At 72.1% G+C, this 15038-nt stretch carries 13 protein-coding genes; 7 read left to right on the forward strand and 6 right to left on the reverse strand.

Annotated elements, in window-relative coordinates:
- Positions 1-179: 179 nt before the first annotated feature.
- The 3 genes from ACFU97_RS06210 to ACFU97_RS06220 all read left to right on the forward strand — a co-directional run bounded on the left by ACFU97_RS06210 (position 180) and on the right by ACFU97_RS06220 (position 5392).
- Positions 180-1106 (forward strand): DUF3027 domain-containing protein, encoded by a 927-nt coding sequence (locus ACFU97_RS06210; protein ID WP_384251573.1) that lies wholly within the window; start codon positions 180-182, stop codon positions 1104-1106.
- A gap of 105 nt (positions 1107-1211) precedes the next feature.
- A complete protein-coding gene (locus tag ACFU97_RS06215; protein WP_384251576.1) occupies positions 1212-4349 on the forward strand; it encodes a sacsin N-terminal ATP-binding-like domain-containing protein in 3138 nt (1045 codons plus the stop codon).
- A 131-nt stretch (positions 4350-4480) separates the two neighbouring features.
- A complete protein-coding gene (locus ACFU97_RS06220; RefSeq protein WP_384251579.1) occupies positions 4481-5392 on the forward strand; it encodes a hypothetical protein in 912 nt (303 codons plus the stop codon).
- A gap of 11 nt (positions 5393-5403) precedes the next feature.
- On the opposite strand, the gene ACFU97_RS06225 is transcribed toward ACFU97_RS06220, so the two are convergent.
- On the reverse strand, positions 5404-7797 hold the full coding sequence (locus ACFU97_RS06225; protein ID WP_384251582.1) for an HAD-IC family P-type ATPase: 2394 nt from the start codon (positions 7795-7797) through the stop codon (positions 5404-5406).
- 127 nt (positions 7798-7924) lie between these two features.
- The gene (locus tag ACFU97_RS06230; protein WP_384251585.1) at positions 7925-8188 is read right to left on the reverse strand and encodes a DUF2530 domain-containing protein; all 264 of its coding nucleotides are present in this window, start codon (positions 8186-8188) and stop codon (positions 7925-7927) included.
- Between the two features lie 112 nt (positions 8189-8300).
- Here ACFU97_RS06230 and ACFU97_RS06235 point away from each other — a divergent pair, with 112 nt between their 5' ends.
- Complete coding sequence (locus ACFU97_RS06235) at positions 8301-9752, forward strand: NCS2 family permease (RefSeq protein WP_384251588.1); 1452 nt, start codon at positions 8301-8303, stop codon at positions 9750-9752.
- Between the two features lie 9 nt (positions 9753-9761).
- Here the strand turns inward: ACFU97_RS06235 and ACFU97_RS06240 are convergent, their stop codons facing one another.
- Positions 9762-9950: a ribbon-helix-helix protein, CopG family gene (locus ACFU97_RS06240; RefSeq protein WP_384251994.1), complete on the reverse strand. Its 189-nt coding sequence runs from the start codon at positions 9948-9950 to the stop codon at positions 9762-9764.
- A 184-nt stretch (positions 9951-10134) separates the two neighbouring features.
- Between ACFU97_RS06240 and ACFU97_RS06245 the strand changes: the two genes are divergently transcribed.
- Both ACFU97_RS06245 and ACFU97_RS06250 read left to right on the forward strand, forming a co-directional pair.
- Positions 10135-10572: a MarR family winged helix-turn-helix transcriptional regulator gene (locus ACFU97_RS06245; protein WP_384251591.1), complete on the forward strand. Its 438-nt coding sequence runs from the start codon at positions 10135-10137 to the stop codon at positions 10570-10572.
- Positions 10573-10595: 23 nt separating this feature from the next.
- A complete protein-coding gene (locus ACFU97_RS06250; RefSeq protein ID WP_384251594.1) occupies positions 10596-11957 on the forward strand; it encodes an MFS transporter in 1362 nt (453 codons plus the stop codon).
- Between the two features lie 19 nt (positions 11958-11976).
- Here ACFU97_RS06250 and ACFU97_RS06255 read toward each other — a convergent pair whose 3' ends face one another.
- Positions 11977-12495: a GNAT family N-acetyltransferase gene (locus ACFU97_RS06255; RefSeq protein ID WP_384251597.1), complete on the reverse strand. Its 519-nt coding sequence runs from the start codon at positions 12493-12495 to the stop codon at positions 11977-11979.
- 26 nt (positions 12496-12521) lie between these two features.
- Here ACFU97_RS06255 and thpR point away from each other — a divergent pair, with 26 nt between their 5' ends.
- A complete protein-coding gene (gene thpR, locus ACFU97_RS06260; RefSeq protein ID WP_384251600.1) occupies positions 12522-13094 on the forward strand; it encodes an RNA 2',3'-cyclic phosphodiesterase in 573 nt (190 codons plus the stop codon).
- A gap of 202 nt (positions 13095-13296) precedes the next feature.
- On the opposite strand, the gene ACFU97_RS06265 is transcribed toward thpR, so the two are convergent.
- Together ACFU97_RS06265 and ACFU97_RS06270 are read right to left on the reverse strand one after the other, a co-directional pair.
- Positions 13297-14289 carry an aldo/keto reductase gene (locus tag ACFU97_RS06265; protein WP_384251603.1) on the reverse strand — a complete coding sequence of 331 codons (993 nt, stop codon included), beginning with the start codon at positions 14287-14289 and terminating at the stop codon, positions 13297-13299.
- A 50-nt stretch (positions 14290-14339) separates the two neighbouring features.
- Positions 14340-15014, reverse strand: coding sequence for an SGNH/GDSL hydrolase family protein (locus ACFU97_RS06270; RefSeq protein ID WP_384251606.1), 675 nt, complete (start codon positions 15012-15014; stop codon positions 14340-14342).
- Between the last annotated feature and the right edge of the window lie 24 nt (positions 15015-15038).

The following is a 15038-nucleotide window of genomic DNA, read 5'->3' on the forward strand; positions in this document are numbered from 1 at the left end:
GCGTCGTGGCGAACGTTCTCGGCCGCGCGCCTTACGGACATCCAGCAGAATGGATGCATGAGGTGCGCCCGAGTGCGATCGGGCGTGGACGTCGACGCGGTCCCTCGGTCCGCTCCGTCCGCACCCACCGCCTTCAGGCCGGCGCACCCGAGTGACGGCGTAGGAGAGAAGCGATACCTGTGAGCGCAGCGACCACGCGAAGCCGCACCCCCGACCGCCTGTGCGCCGAGGCTGTCGACCTCGCCCGCGCCGCAGCCGAGGAGGCTGCCGCACCCGGGGTGGTGGGCGAGCACGCGGGCCTGGAGTCGGAGGGCGACCGCGTCGTCACGCACTTCTTCGAGTGCAAGGAGCTCGGCTACCGGGGCTGGCGCTGGGCCGTGACGGTCGCGCGCGCCTCCCGGGCCAAGTTCGTCACGCTGGACGAGGTCGTCCTGCTGCCCGGCCCGGACGCCCTGCTCGCGCCGGAGTGGGTGCCGTGGAGCGAGCGGCTGCGACCCGGCGACATGGGGCCGGGCGATCTGCTGCCGACCGACGCCGAGGACCTCCGGCTGGAGCCGGGGTACTCCGGCGACGACGAGCCGGCGCCCGACTCGCCCGTCTCCGAGGAGATGGCGGAGCTGGCGGAGGCGGAGGACGCGGAAGTCACCTCGGGCGTGCCCTCGAGCCTGCCGATCGTCCCGTCCCGCGGCTCCATCGCGGCCGTCGCCGAGGAACTCGGCATGCGCCGCTCCCGGGTCCTGTCCCGCTACGGCCTGCACGTCGCCGCCGACCGCTGGGAGGAGGCCTACGGCGCCAAGACGCCGATGGCGCAGGCCGCGCCCGCGTCGTGCGTCAGCTGCGGCTTCCTCCAGCCGATCGGCGGCTCGCTGGGCCAGGCCTTCGGCGTCTGCGCCAACGAGTTCTCGCCCGCCGACGGGCGGATCGTCTCCCTCGCCTACGGCTGCGGCGGGCACTCCGAGGCGGCGGTCATGCCGAAGCCGCCGCAGCCGGCCGCGCCCGTGATCGACGAGACGCGGGTGGATCCGTTCCCGCTGCGGCCCGCGGCGGACTCGGGTTCCGTCCCGGTCGTCTCCGACGAGTCCGCGGCGGAGCTGGGTCACTCCTAGGACGCCGTAGGGGCCGTACGGCGCCGGACGACTCCAGGGGCGGAGCCCCCCGCCCGCTCGCGGTACCTTCGTGCTCACGTCGAGGGCCGATGAGGAGAAGCAAACGTGAGCAAGTTCGTGCGGCCCGCAGCCGAGGGTGCGGACGCTTTCGGGACCGCCCGCCTGAGGCGGGGTGTGCTCGACGCCTGGGCCACCAGCCCCGCCCGGTTCCGGGAGGACGCCAACGCCGAGGAGGACCTCGTCCTCGGCGGCTACCGCGACCGGCTCGTCGTGGAGCTCGCCCAGAACGCCGCGGACGCCGCGGCCCGGGCCGGCGTCCCCGGCCGCCTCCGCCTCACCCTGCGCGACGGCGTCCTGGTCGCCGCCAACACCGGCGCCCCGCTGGACGCGGCCGGCGTCGAGTCGCTGGCCACCCTGCGCGCCTCCGCGAAGCGCGACGCCCGGGAGAGCGCGATCGGCCGCTTCGGCGTCGGCTTCGCCGCCGTGCTCGCCGTCACCGACGAGCCCGCGGTGGTCGGCCGCCACGGCGGCGTGCGCTGGTCCCTCGCCGAGGCGCGGGAGCTGGCCGGCGAGACCGCCCGTCACAACGCGGAGCTGGCGGACGAGATCCGGCGCCGGGACGGGCACGTCCCGCTCCTGAGACTGCCGTTCGCCGCCGAGGGCACCCCGCCCGCCCCGTACGACACCGCCGTCATCCTCCCGCTGCGCGACACGGCCGCCGCCGACCTCGCCGAACGCCTCCTCGACGGCGTGGACGACGCCCTCCTGCTGGCCCTTCCCGGCCTGGCGGACGTCGTGATCGAGGTCGACGACGACGCCCCGCGCACGCTGCGCCGCACCACCGACGGGCCCTTCACCGTCGTCGAGGACACCCGGCACGGCACCACGCGCTGGCGTACGTCCGCCGCGCACGGGCCGCTCACCCCCGACCTGCTCGCCGACCGGCCCGTGGAGGAGCGGCTGCGCCCCCACTGGTCCGTCACCTGGGCCGTGCCCGCCGGCCCCGACGGCAGCCCCGAGCGCCCGCGCACCAGCCCCGTCGTGCACGCTCCGACGCCGAGCGACGAGCCGCTGGGCGCCCCCGCCCTGCTCATCGCCTCCTTCCCGCTCGACACCACGCGCCGGCACGCGGCGCCCGGCCCCCTCACCGACTTCCTCGTGCAGCGCGCGGCGGACGCGTACGCCGATCTGCTCGCCGGGTGGAGCCCGGTGGCCGAGGGCATCATCGGCCTCGTCCCCGGCCCGCTGGGCAAGGGCGAGCTGGACGGGGCGCTGCGGCAGGCCATCCTCGAACGGCTGCCGCGCACCGCGTTCCTGCCGCCCGCCGCCGAGCCGGCCCCCGGCCGCGACGAGGACCCGGGCGTCCCCGAGACCCTCCGGCCGCGCGACGCCGAGATCGTGGAGGGCGCGGGCGCGGACACCGTGCGGGTGCTCGCCGAGGTGCTGCCGACCCTGCTGCCCGCCGGGCTGGAACGGCGGGTGGAGCTGCGCACCCTGGGCGTCGCCCGCGTCCCGCTGACCGACGCCGTGGACCGGCTGGCCGGACTGGAGAAGGACCCCGGCTGGTGGCGGCGGCTCTACGACAGCCTCGCCGGGGTCGACCCGGACCGGCTCTCGGGGCTGCCCGTGCCGCTGGCCGACGGGCGAACCACGATCGGACCCCGGCAGGTGCTGCTGCCGACGCCGGACGACGGCGCGCACATCGACCCGGAGGTGCTCGCCCGGCTCGGGCTGAAGGTCGCCCACCCGGACGCGGCGCACCCCCTGCTGGAGAAGCTCGGCGCGCTGCCCGCCACGCCCCGCGCCGTCCTCACCACGCCCCAGGTGCGTGCGGCGGTCGCCGCCTCCCTCGACGACGACGGCGCTCTGGACTGGGAGCAGGACGCGCCCGACGCCGAGGAGCTGGCCGACACCGTCCTCGCGCTCGTGCGCGACGCCGCGCTGGACCCCGGCGACGAGCCCTGGCTGGGCGCGCTCGCCCTGCTCGACGAGGACGGGGAGCCGGCGCCCGCCGGTGAACTCGTCTTCCCCGGCAGCCCCTTCCACCAGGTCATGCGGGAGGGCGAACTCGCCACCGTCGACGCCGAACTGGCCGAGCGGTGGGGGCGGCAGCCGCTGGCCGCCTGCGGCGTGCTCGCGGACTTCGCGCTCGTACGGGCCACCGACGTCGTCCTGGACCCGGACGAACTGGAGCCCCGCGAAGGGGACTTCGCCGAGCCCGACGACGCCGGGCTGCTGGACGCCGTGGACGTGTGGAGCGAGGACGTCCTGGACCGGTTCCCGGACACGCCGGTGCCGCCCGTCGCCACCGAGCTGATCGCCGTACGGGACCTGGATCTCGTGGACGACGACAAGTGGCCGCAGGCGCTCGCCCTGCTCGCGCAGCCGCCGCTGCGCGACGCGCTCATCCAGCCGGTGCGCGTCCTGCTGCCCGACGGCACGCACGAGGTCGTCCGCCCGTACACCGCCTGGTGGCTGCGCGGGCACCCCGTGATCGACGGCCGCCGCCCCGCCGGACTGCTGGCCTCCGGCGGCGACCCGCTGCTGCGCGGCCTCTACGACGAGGCCGACGCGACCGGGTTCGAGGACGAGCAGGTGCTGCGGGCGCTCGGCGTGCGGACGTCCGTGGCCTCGCTGCTGGAGGAGCCGGGCGGCGCCGCCGAGCTCCTGGACCGGCTGGCCGACCCCGACCGGGAGGTCACCGGGGCCCAACTGCACGCCCTGTACGGCGCGTTGGCCGACCTGGACCCCGAGCAGGTGACCCTGCCGGACGACCTGCGGGCCGTGGTCGACGGCCGGGTGGAGGTGGTGGACGCCGCCGAGGCCGTCGTCGTGGACTCGCCCGACCTGCTGCCCTTCACCGAGGGCGTCCCGCTGCTGCCGGTGCGCCCGGCCCGCGCCGCCGAACTGGCCGAGCTCTTCCAGGTGCGGCGCCTGAGCGAGTCCGTCACCGGTGAGGTGACCTCCGAGGGCGCCGAGCACGACGTACCGGACCCGGTCCGCGTGCTCCTCGGCGCGCGGACCCCCGCGACCTATCTCGAGCACGAGGAACTCGTCGTCGACGGCGTGGAGTTGGACTGGCGCCTGACCTCGGACGGCACCCTGCACGCGGCCACCCTGGAAGGCGTTGCCGCGGGTCTGGCCTGGTCGGCCGGCCAGTGGCCGCGCCGCTTCGAGGTGGCGGCCCTCCTGGAGGACCCCTCCCGCACGGAGGAGCTGGCCCGGGACCGCTGGTTCGACTGATCCGGTTCGACCGAGCCCGTTGGATCTGGTGACACAAATATTTCACCAGTCGTACAACCAATCGCATGCGTCGTGTATCTGATCAGTGAGCCAACCAGGCTCACTGATCACTTTCTCCACCTGGGGATCGCATGCGTATACGAGCCACTGTGGCCGCCGTCTCCGGCGCCCTGGCCCTCTCCGCCCTCGCCGTGCCGGCCGCGCAGGCCGCCGACACCCCGAAGGCCCCCGCCGACGTCGCAGCCGCCGTGGACGCCCTCCACTCCGGCTCCGGGCGGACCGCGTTCAGCACCGAGGCCACCGGCACTCCGTACGACCTGAACGCCTCCTTCTCGAACGTGAAGGTCAACAACGGCAAGAACATCGCCGTCGGCACCACCAACGTGGTGAAGGTGCCGGTGTCGTTCACGCTGACGCACGGCACCGACGTGAACATCCACGCCTCCGACTTCGTCTCCGGCATCGAGCTCTACCGCGGCACCTCGTTCGACGACGAGCTGTGGTGGTTCGACAGCAATGCCGCGACCTGCACGGACTCCTCCGCGACCGTCGCCTCCTGCACCGCCACCGTCCAGATCGACCCGGTGGAGCTGCTGAACGAGGACGCCGGTGCCTGGAAGGCGGCCGGCTTCGCGGTCGCCTTCAACGGCGAGGACCAGTCGAACCCGAACCTGGACAACGTCGGTGTCGCCGTGACCGACAAGGTCGCCGCGTTCAACCTGCAGCGCTACTCCAAGCTGACGGTCAACGCCGCGCCGGAGCCGGTCAAGAAGGGCAAGACCGTCACCGTCACGGGCAAGCTGTCGCGCGCCAACTGGGACGACAGCCTGTACCACGGCTACAGCACCCAGTCGGTCAAGCTGCAGTTCCGCAAGAAGAGCTCCAGCACCTACACCACGCTGAAGACCATCAAGACCAGCACCACCGGCACGCTCAAGACGACGACCACGGCGACGGTCGACGGCTACTACCGCTACAGCTTCGCCGGCACGACGACGACTCCGGCGGTCAGCGCCGCGGGTGACTACGTCGACGTGCAGTAGACACACACGCCCTAGGCGGGGAAGCGGCGGTCGACCCATCTCCACAGGAGTTCCAGGGCGGCCGCCGCCACCGCTGCCACCGCGACCGCGAGCCACGGCATCGTGACGCCCACCAGCTTCAGTGCGAAGAAGTGCTGGAGCCACGGGACGACGAGGACGAAGAGGAAGGCCACGCCCATCGCGGCGACGAGGGCGACACGCCACCAGGTGTAGGGGCGGGCGATGATCGCCAGGACCCACATCGAGATCAGGAACAGGGTCAGCGTGGCCGCACTGGTCTCGGCGTCCAGCTGGCCCGGGCCCGTGTAGTAGTGGCGGGCCATCAGGTAGGTGACGAAGGTCGCCACGCCGGCCACCACGCCGCCCGGGATCGCGTACCGCATGACCCGGCGCACGAAGTGCGGCCGGGCGCGTTCCTTGTTGGGGGCCAGGGCGAGGAAGAAGGCCGGGACGCCGATCGTCAGGGTGGACAGCAGGGTCAGGTGGCGGGGCAGGAAGGGGTACTCGACCTGCCAGCACACCACCAGCAGCGCGAGCAGCACCGAGTAGACGGTCTTCACGAGGAAGAGCGTCGCCACCCGCGTGATGTTGCCGATGACCCGCCGGCCCTCCGCCACCACCGACGGCAGCGTCGCGAAGCTGTTGTCGAGCAGCACGATCTGCGCGACCGCGCGTGTGGCCTCCGAGCCCGAGCCCATGGACACCCCGATGTCGGCGTCCTTCAGGGCCAGTACGTCGTTCACGCCGTCGCCGGTCATCGCGACCGTGTGCCCGCGGGACTGCAGCGCCGCCACCATCTCCCGCTTCTGCTGCGGCGTGACCCGCCCGAACACCGTGCCCTCGTCCAGCGCCCGCGCCATCTCCGCGGGCTCCGAGGGGAGGCGGCGGGCGTCGACCGTCTGCCCGTCGAGGCCCAGCTTCGCGGCCACCGCGCCCACGGACACGGCGTTGTCGCCGGAGATGACCTTGGCCTGGACGTTCTGCTCGGCGAAGTAGCGCAGGGTGTCGGCGGCGTCGGGCCGCAGCCGCTGCTCGAGGACGACCAGCGCGGTGGGCCGGGCTCCCCGCGCGGGCTCGGGGTCGTCGAGCTCCCGGCCGGCCCGGGCCAGCAGCAGTACCCGCAGCCCCTGCTCGTTGAGCCGGCCGGTCTCCGCGAGGGCCGGGTCGTCGTCGGCGAGCAGTACGTCGGGCGCCCCCAGCAGCCATGTACTGGACTCGCCGTCGCCCTCGCTGAAGGTGGCGCCGCTGTACTTGCGGGCGGAGGAGAAGGGCAGGGACTCCGTGCACCGCCAGTCCTCGACGTCCGGGTAGGCGTCGATGATCGCCTGGAGCGAGGCGTTGGGACGCGGGTCGGACTCGCCGAGCGCGCCGAGCACCTTGCGTACGTACGCCTCCTCGGCGCCCTGGAGCGGCCGGAGTTCGGTGACGTCCATGCCGCCCTCGGTGAGGGTGCCGGTCTTGTCGAGGCAGACGGTGTCGACGCGGGCCAGCCCCTCGATGGCGGGCAGCTCCTGGACCAGGCACTGTTTTCGGCCAAGCCGGATCACGCCGATCGCGAAGGCCACCGAGGTCAGCAGGACCAGGCCCTCGGGGACCATCGGCACGATCCCGCCCACCGTGCGCGCGACCGAGTCCTTGAACCCGTGCTGTTTCACCACGAATTGGCTGATGACCAGGCCGATCGCGGTCGGGATCATCATCCAGGTCACGTACTTGAGGATCGTGGAGATGCCGGTGCGCAGTTCGGAGTGGACGAGGGTGAACCGGGAGGCCTCCTCGGCCAGTTGGGCGGCGTAGGCCTCGCGGCCGACCTTGGTGGCCTTGAACGCGCCGCCGCCGGCGACGACGAAGCTGCCCGACATGATCGGGTCGCCGGGGTGCTTGACCACGGGGTCGGCCTCACCGGTGAGCAGCGACTCGTCGATCTCGAGTCCGTCGGCCTCGGCGCACACCCCGTCGACCACGGCCTTGTCCCCGGGACCGATCTCCAGGATGTCGTCCAGCACGATCTCGGAGGTGCTCACCGCGGCCGCGGTGCCGTCGCGCCGGACCGTCGGCCGCGCCTCCCCGATCACGGCGAGGGAGTCCAGGGTCTTCTTCGCCCGCCACTCCTGCACGATGCCGATGCCGGTGTTGGCGAGGATGACGAAGCCGAACAGGCTGTCCTGGATGGGCGCGACGAAGAACATGATCACCCAGAGCACGCCGATGATGGCGTTGAACCGGGTGAAGACGTTCGCCCGGACGATCTCGCCCATCGAGCGGCTGCTGCGCACCGGGACGTCGTTGACCTGGCCGCGGGCGACCCGCTCCGCGACCTCGGCCGCGGTCAGGCCGTGGGTGCCGACCGGGACGGGTACGGGGTGCACAGGGTCGAGCTCGGCGCCGGCGTCGATGTGCTGCATGCCTCCGACGGTACGTGCCGGTATGCGGCTTCACCCGTCGAGTGCCCGGAAGATCCGACCAGGGGAGGAGCCGCCTCGTGCGGTGGTAGTACACGCCGCCCGCGGGGACGAGCCGCCCGCGGAGGGCTCACTCGGCGGGGGACGCCTCGGCCGCCGCGCGCTTGATCGCCGCGTCCCGCTTCCTGACGAACCAGATGCCGTACAGGCCGAGCACGCCGCCGGTCAGGCAGGTCCACAGCCACCAGGTGTGCCCGTGGTCCTCGAACCAGCCGTAGAAGGGGAGCTGCGCCAGGAAGAGGACGAACCAGAGGATCGTGCCGCCCGTGATGGTGGCGACGACGGGGCCCTCCAGGGGCTCCGGCGCCTCGTGCTTCGGTGTCCACTTCGCCATGGGGACAGCTTACGAGGCGATCAGGTCTACGCGCGGAGATAGCGTGGACGGGTTTCATATGTTCATACTGAAACCGTTTGCGTCTGTCCACTTCTGCTCGTAGGAACGTCCAATGCCCACCTCGGCTCCCGCCAAGGTCCCCGCCCCCGATCAGTCGGGGCAGGCGCCCGCCCACGGCGCACTCGACCGCTACTTCAAGATCTCCGAGCGGGGCAGCACGATCCCGCGTGAGATCCGCGGCGGTTTCGCCACCTTCTTCGCCATGGCCTACATCGTCGTGCTGAACCCGATCATCCTGGGCAGCGCGAAGGACGTGTACGGGCATCACCTGGACAACGGCCAGCTGGTCACGGCGACCGCGCTGACCGCCGCCTTCACCACGCTCCTCATGGGCGTCATCGGCAACGTCCCGATCGCGCTCGCCGCCGGCCTCGGCGTGAACTCGGTCGTCGCGCTCCAGCTCGCGCCCCGGATGTCCTGGCCGGACGCCATGGGCATGGTGGTCCTGGCCGGCTTCGTGGTGATGCTGCTGGTCGCCACCGGGCTGCGCGAGCGCGTGATGAGCGCCGTCCCCTACAGCCTGCGCAAGGCGATCGCCATCGGTATCGGCCTGTTCATCATGCTGATCGGCCTGGTCGACTCCGGCTTCGTCTCCCGCATCCCGGACGCCGCGCAGACCACCGTGCCGCTCCAGCTCGGCGCCGACGGCCACCTCAACGGCTGGCCGGTGCTGGTGTTCATCCTGGGCGCCCTGCTCACCCTCGCGCTGATCGTCCGCAAGGTCCCGGGCGCGATCCTGATCTCGATCGTCGCGATGACGGTCGTCGCCGTGGTCATCAACGCCGTCGCGAAGATCCCCAGCTGGGGCCTGACGACGCCGAAGTGGCCCGGCAACCCGGTCGCCACCCCGGACTTCGGCCTGATCGGCAAGGTCAGCCTGTTCGGCGGCTTCTCCCACGTCGGCGTGCTGACCGGCATCCTGTTCGTCTTCACGGTGCTGCTGTCGTGCTTCTTCGACGCGATGGGCACGATCATGGGCGTCAGCGACGAGGCCAAGCTGACCGACGCCCAGGGCCAGATGCCCGGCATCAACAAGGTCCTCTTCGTCGACGGCATCGCGGTCGCGGCGGGCGGCGCCAGCTCCTCCTCGGCCACCACCTGCTTCGTGGAGTCCACGGCCGGTGTCGGCGAGGGTGCGCGCACCGGCTTCGCGAACGTCGTCACCGGCGCCCTGTTCGCCGTGGCGCTGTTCCTCACGCCGGTGGCCACCATGGTCCCGTCCCAGGCGGCCACCCCCGCCCTGCTCGCGGTGGGCTTCCTGATCCTGGCCGGCTCGGTCAAGGAGATCGACTGGGCCGACTACACCATCGCCGTCCCGGCCTTCGTGACGATGGTGATGATGCCGTTCACCTACTCGATCACCAACGGCATCGGCATGGGCTTCATCACCTTCGTGGTGCTGCGCCTCGCGGCCGGCCGGGCCAAGGACATCCCGGTGGCGATGTACGTCGTCTCGGCGGTCTTCGCCTTCTACTACCTGATGCCGGCCCTCGGCCTGACGTGAGCCGCCCGCTCACGTGACCCCGTAGAACTTCTCCGTCTCCTCGACGGCGGTGTGGAACCGCTCGTCGAAGTCGTCCCGAATGAGCGTCCGGACCACATAGTCCTGGACGCTCATTCCTCGTTTGGCGGCGTGGTCGCGGAGCCGGTCGAGCAGCTCCCCGTCGATCCGCAGGCTGAGCACGCTGGTCCCCATGAACACGAGGGTTGCGGGCGGGCTCGCTGAGATGTTCACTTTCTGCGACTGACTCACTCGTTCGGGTGATGCTGTGTTTACCCGGCGAAGCCCGCGCCCCCTTGTTCGGCGGCCTCTCCGTGGCCGGAGTCACGGGAATTCCGTACGCCCGCCAGCTTGTTTAGCGAGGGTAATGAGTTACTCTAAAGATATGTCGGACCTCACCCATGGCGACGACGCTGCCGCCGTGAACTCCCTGCGCTCAGCTGTGATGCGGCTGTCCCGCCGGCTCAAGCACCAGCGGGTCGACGAGTCGCTGAGCCCCACCGAGATGTCGGTGCTGGGCACCCTGGCACGCTGCGGTACGGCCACCCCGGGCGAGCTCGCCCGCAAGGAGCACGTGCAGCCGCCGTCGATGACCCGCATCGTCGCGCTGCTGGAGGCCAAGGGGCTGGTCCGGCTGGAGCCGCACCCAGAGGACCGGCGCCAGAAGGTCGTCACCCAGACCGAGCAGGCCGAGGCGATGCTCGAGGAGAGCCGCGCCAAGCGGAACGCCTTCCTGGCCAACCTGGTCGAGGGACTGGACGAGGACGAGTGGGCGAAACTGCGCGCCGCCGCCCCCGTGCTGGAGAAGCTCGCTCATCTGTAAGCCGCAACGAGGAGGCGACCCTTTTGAGTACGGGATCCGGAGCAGACTCCGCCCCCGCACCGACCACCCACAACCCCCCGCCGAGCCCCCCACCCGCCGCCAAGTCCTCGATGTTCGCCTCGCTGAAGGTCCGCAACTACCGGCTGTTCTTCGTCGGCCAGGTCGTCTCCAACATCGGCACCTGGATGCAGCGCATCGCCCAGGACTGGCTGGTGCTCAGCCTCACCGGCTCCGCCACGGCCGTCGGCGTCACGACGGCGCTGCAGTTCCTGCCGATGCTGCTCTTCGGTCTCTACGGCGGCGTCCTCGTCGACCGGCTGCCCAAGCGGCGCACGCTGCTGTTCACGCAGGCCGCGATGGGTGTCACCGCCGTCGCGCTCTCCGTGCTGACGCTCTCCGGGGACGTCCAGGTCTGGCACGTCTACGTCGCCGCCTTCGCGGTGGGGCTCGCCACGGTCGTCGACAACCCGGCCCGGCAGTCCTTCGTCTCCGAGATGGTCGGCCCGGACCAGCTGCAGAACGCGGTCAGCCTGAACTCCGCCAACTTCCAGTCTGCGCGGCTGATCGGGCCCGCCGTCGCCGGCCTGATGATCACCGGGGTCGGCACCGGCTGGGCGTTCCTGTTCAACGGCCTGTCCTTCGTCGCCACCATCGGCGGACTGCTGGCGATGCGCTCGCGTGAGCTGCACGTGGTCGAGCGCAGCCCGCGCGGCAAGGGCCAGCTGCGGGAGGGCCTGCGCTATGTCGCCGGGCGCCCCGAGCTGATCTGGACGATCGTCCTGGTCGGCTTCATCGGCACCTTCGGGTTCAACTTCCCGGTGTACCTGTCCGCCTTCGCCGACGACGTCTTCCACGCCGGCGCCGGTGCCTACAGCCTCTTCAACACGCTGATGGCGGTCGGCTCGCTGGTGGGCGCGCTGCTCGCGGCCCGGCGCGGCACGGCCCGGATGCGGGTGATGATCGCGGCCGCGGTGGTCTTCGGCGGGCTGGAGCTGGTGGCCGCCGCGGCGCCGTCGCTGTGGCTGTTCGCCCTGATCATGGCCCCGATCGGGATGTTCGGCATGACGGTGAACGTCACCGCCAACACCAGTGTCCAGGTGAGCACCGACCCGGCCATGCGGGGCCGTGTGATGTCCCTCTACATGATGGTGTTCATGGGCGGTACGCCGATCGGCGCCCCGATCGCCGGGTGGATCACGGACGCGTACGGCGTGCGCGCGGGCCTCGCCGTCGGCGGCGCGATCGCCGCAGCCGCGGCGATCGCGATCGGCCTGGTCCTGGCCCGCGTCGGCAACCTGCGCCTCTCGGTCGGCTGGAACCGCGGGCATCCGCACGTGCGGTTCGTGCCGCGCGAGGTGCGGGAGCAGCTGGCGCCGGCGGCCTGACGGTGCGGCGGCCCGGGGGTCACAGCCTCCGGGCCAGCACCTGCCCCGGCCAGCTGGTGCCGCTGACGTAGGTGTCGGTGCGGGTGAAGCCGTTGTCCTCGTAGTAGCGGACGAGCCTGCCGTCCTGCCCGGCGTAGCAGTCCACGCGGAGCAGGGCGACGCCGGCGCGCCTGGTCTCCTCGGCCGCGTGCGCGAGGAGGGCGCTGCCGAGGCCGTGGCCCTGGTAGCGGCGGTCCGAGGCGAACCAGTGGATGTAGCGCTCGGGCTCGCCGGGCGGGTCGAGGTGGGAGAGGTAGGCGCCGGGGGCGTCGGTGAGCGTGAGGGTGGCGGCCGGTGTGCCGTCGGCCTCGGCGATGTAGGTGACGCCCTCGTCCATGTACCCGACGACCGACGCGACGGTCCGCTCGTGCCGCGACAGCGGCTTGGTCCCCCACTGCTCGGTCCGCCCCTGCGCGGTCAGCCACTCCACGCAGCTGTCGAGCATGGCGAGTATCGCGGGGACGTCGTCGGGTCCGCCTTCTCTGATGGTGATCTCCATGCCCTCATGGTGGCAGGGTGGTGCGCATGAGACTCTTCGCCGCCGTGCTGCCGCCCGAGGACGTGGTGCGTGAACTGGCCGCGGAGGTGGACGGGTTGCGCGCCCTGCCGGGTGCGGAGCGGCTGCGCTGGACCGGGCGGCCCGGCTGGCACTTCACGCTCGCGTTCTACGGCGAGGTCGAGGACGAGCTCGTACCGGAGCTGTCGGCCCGCCTGGAGCGCGCCGCGCACCGGACCGAGCCCTTCGCCCTCGCGGTCCGCGGCGGCGGCCAGTTCGGGCACGGGCGGGCGCTGTGGGCCGGCGCGCAGGGCGACCTGGCGGCCCTGCGCCTGCTCGCGGACCGCGCGGAGGCGGCCGCCCGCAAGGCGGGCGTGCCGATGGGGGACCACCGCCGCTACAAGGCACACCTGACCCTGGCCCGCAGCCGCGACGCGGTGGACGTCCGCCCGTACCTCACCCCCCTCGACGCCTTCACGAGCCCCACCTGGACGGTGCAGAGCCTGGCCCTGGTCCGCAGCAACCTCCCGACATCGGGAGTACCGGGGGAGCAGCCACGGTACGAGCCCGTGGCGCGGTGGGCGCTGGGCCACGCGCGCTAGCGGACCCTTCGGCGCACGGTGCCCGACCGGGAGCGCGCGCGATAGGGGGCGGTCGGCCGTCGGGCGGTTCGGGGAGGCCGTTACGCTCGATGGCGTGGACCCGAAGACTCGGAACCGGATCATGGCCGGTGCGCTGGTGCTGTTGTTCGTCGTGGTGGCGTTCGCGGCGGCGATCGGGAGGTAGCCGACCGCCGCCGGTCCGCTACCAGGCGAAGGCCTCCGGGGACGGGCCGGGGCCCGGGAAGATCTCGTTCAGGCCGGACAGCAGTTCCTCGCTCAGCTCCAGCTCCGCCGCGCGCACGGCGGAGTCGAGCTGCCCGGCGGTGCGCGGGCCGACGATCGGTCCGGTCACGCCGGGACGGGTCAGCAGCCAGGCGAGTGCGGCCTCACCGGGCTCCACCCCGTGCTTGTCGAGCAGGTCCTCGTACGCCTGGATCTGCGCGCGGATGGTGGTGTTGGCGAGGGCGTCCGCGGCCCGGCCGCTCGCCCGGCGCCCGCCCTCGACCTCCTTCTTGATCACGCCGCCGAGCAGCCCGCCGTGCAGCGGCGACCAGGGGATGACCCCCAGCCCGTACTCCTGCGCGGCCGGGATGACCTCCATCTCCGCGCGCCGCTCGGCGAGGTTGTAGAGGCACTGCTCGCTGACGAGGCCGATGGTGCCGCCGCGCCGCGCGGCGATCTCGTTGGCCTGGGCGATCTTGTAGCCGGGGAAGTTGGAGGACCCGACGTAGAGGATCTTGCCCTGCTGCACCAGGACGTCGATCGCCTGCCAGATCTCCTCGAAGGGAGTGTTCCGGTCGACGTGGTGGAACTGGTAGACGTCGATGTGGTCGGTCTGCAGCCGCTTCAGGCTGGCGTCGACCGCGCGCCGGATGTTCACCGCGGAGAGCTTGTCGTGGTTGGGCCACGCCGCGCCGTCGGCGCCCATGTTGCCGTAGACCTTGGTGGCGAGGACGACCTTGTCGCGCCGGTCGCCGCCCTGGGCGAACCAGTTGCCGATGATCTCCTCGGTGCGGCCCTTGTTCTCGCCCCAGCCGTACACGTTGGCGGTGTCGACGAAGTTGATGCCGGCCGCCAGCGCCGCGTCCATGATCGCGTGGCTGTCGGCCTCGTCCGTCTGCGGTCCGAAGTTCATCGTGCCGAGGACCAGCCGGCTGACCTTGAGTCCCGTGCGTCCGAGTTGCGTGTACTTCATGACCACCTAGCCAACGGCGTGGAGTGCGCTCTAGGCAAGGGGGAGGCGGCTCAGCCCTCGTAGGGCTCGCCCACCCCCCACGCCTGGTGCATCGCGTCCGCGAAGGCCGCCGCGATCTTGTGCTCGCCGCTGGCGTTCGGGTGCGTGCCGTCGTAGGTGTCGAGGTTGATGTCGTACGAGGGCGGCGGCGAGGCCAGCAGGAGCGGGGAGCGGGGCTCGTCCAGGTCGGCGAGCGCCTTCGCCAGCAGCTCGTTGAACCGGGCCACCTGGGCCGCGAAGGGCTCGTCGGCGGTGGCGCGGACGTTCGGGATCACCGGCAGCACGACGATCCGCACGCGCGGCCTGGCCGCCCTCGCCTCGGCCACGAACCGCCGTACGTTGTCGGCGGTCTGGTCCGCGTTCGTGTAGAAGCCGAGGTCGATCAGGCCCAGCGAGACCAGCAGCACGTCCGCGCGGCAGGAGCGCACCGCCTCGCCGATCAGCGGGACCATGTGCTGCCAGCCCTCGCCCCAGCCGGCCAGATGGCCGCAGGGGAAGGCGGGATCGGCGTACTCGTACGACGTCGGCGCGTCCGTCGCCCGGTCGTGGAGCGTCTCGCGCGGGCCGACGAGGGCGAACGGGCCGCCGTACGTGTCCCGCAGGTGCCGCCACATCCGGTACCGCCAGGTGTGTTCGCCCGCGCTCCCGATCGTCATCGAGTCGCCGACCGGCATGAACCTAAGCATCCGCTCATGATGGACGATGCGCGG

Source organism: Streptomyces sp. NPDC057616, from assembly GCF_042800575.1.
Classification (GTDB): Bacteria; Actinomycetota; Actinomycetes; order Streptomycetales; family Streptomycetaceae; genus Streptomyces.

What these genes read in the sequence shown, in the direction of transcription:
- ACFU97_RS06220 (WP_384251579.1), top strand. Translation starts at nt 4,481, where the DNA reads ATGCGTATACGAGCCACTGTGGCCGCCGTCTCCGGCGCCCTGGCCCTC.
- ACFU97_RS06225 (WP_384251582.1), bottom strand. Translation starts at nt 7,797, where the DNA reads ATGCAGCACATCGACGCCGGCGCCGAGCTCGACCCTGTGCACCCCGTA.
- ACFU97_RS06230 (WP_384251585.1), bottom strand. Translation starts at nt 8,188, where the DNA reads ATGGCGAAGTGGACACCGAAGCACGAGGCGCCGGAGCCCCTGGAGGGC.
- ACFU97_RS06235 (WP_384251588.1), top strand. Translation starts at nt 8,301, where the DNA reads ATGCCCACCTCGGCTCCCGCCAAGGTCCCCGCCCCCGATCAGTCGGGG.
- ACFU97_RS06245 (WP_384251591.1), top strand. Translation starts at nt 10,135, where the DNA reads ATGTCGGACCTCACCCATGGCGACGACGCTGCCGCCGTGAACTCCCTG.
- ACFU97_RS06255 (WP_384251597.1), bottom strand. Translation starts at nt 12,495, where the DNA reads ATGGAGATCACCATCAGAGAAGGCGGACCCGACGACGTCCCCGCGATA.
- thpR (WP_384251600.1), top strand. Translation starts at nt 12,522, where the DNA reads ATGAGACTCTTCGCCGCCGTGCTGCCGCCCGAGGACGTGGTGCGTGAA.
- ACFU97_RS06265 (WP_384251603.1), bottom strand. Translation starts at nt 14,289, where the DNA reads ATGAAGTACACGCAACTCGGACGCACGGGACTCAAGGTCAGCCGGCTG.
- ACFU97_RS06270 (WP_384251606.1), bottom strand. Translation starts at nt 15,014, where the DNA reads ATGCTTAGGTTCATGCCGGTCGGCGACTCGATGACGATCGGGAGCGCG.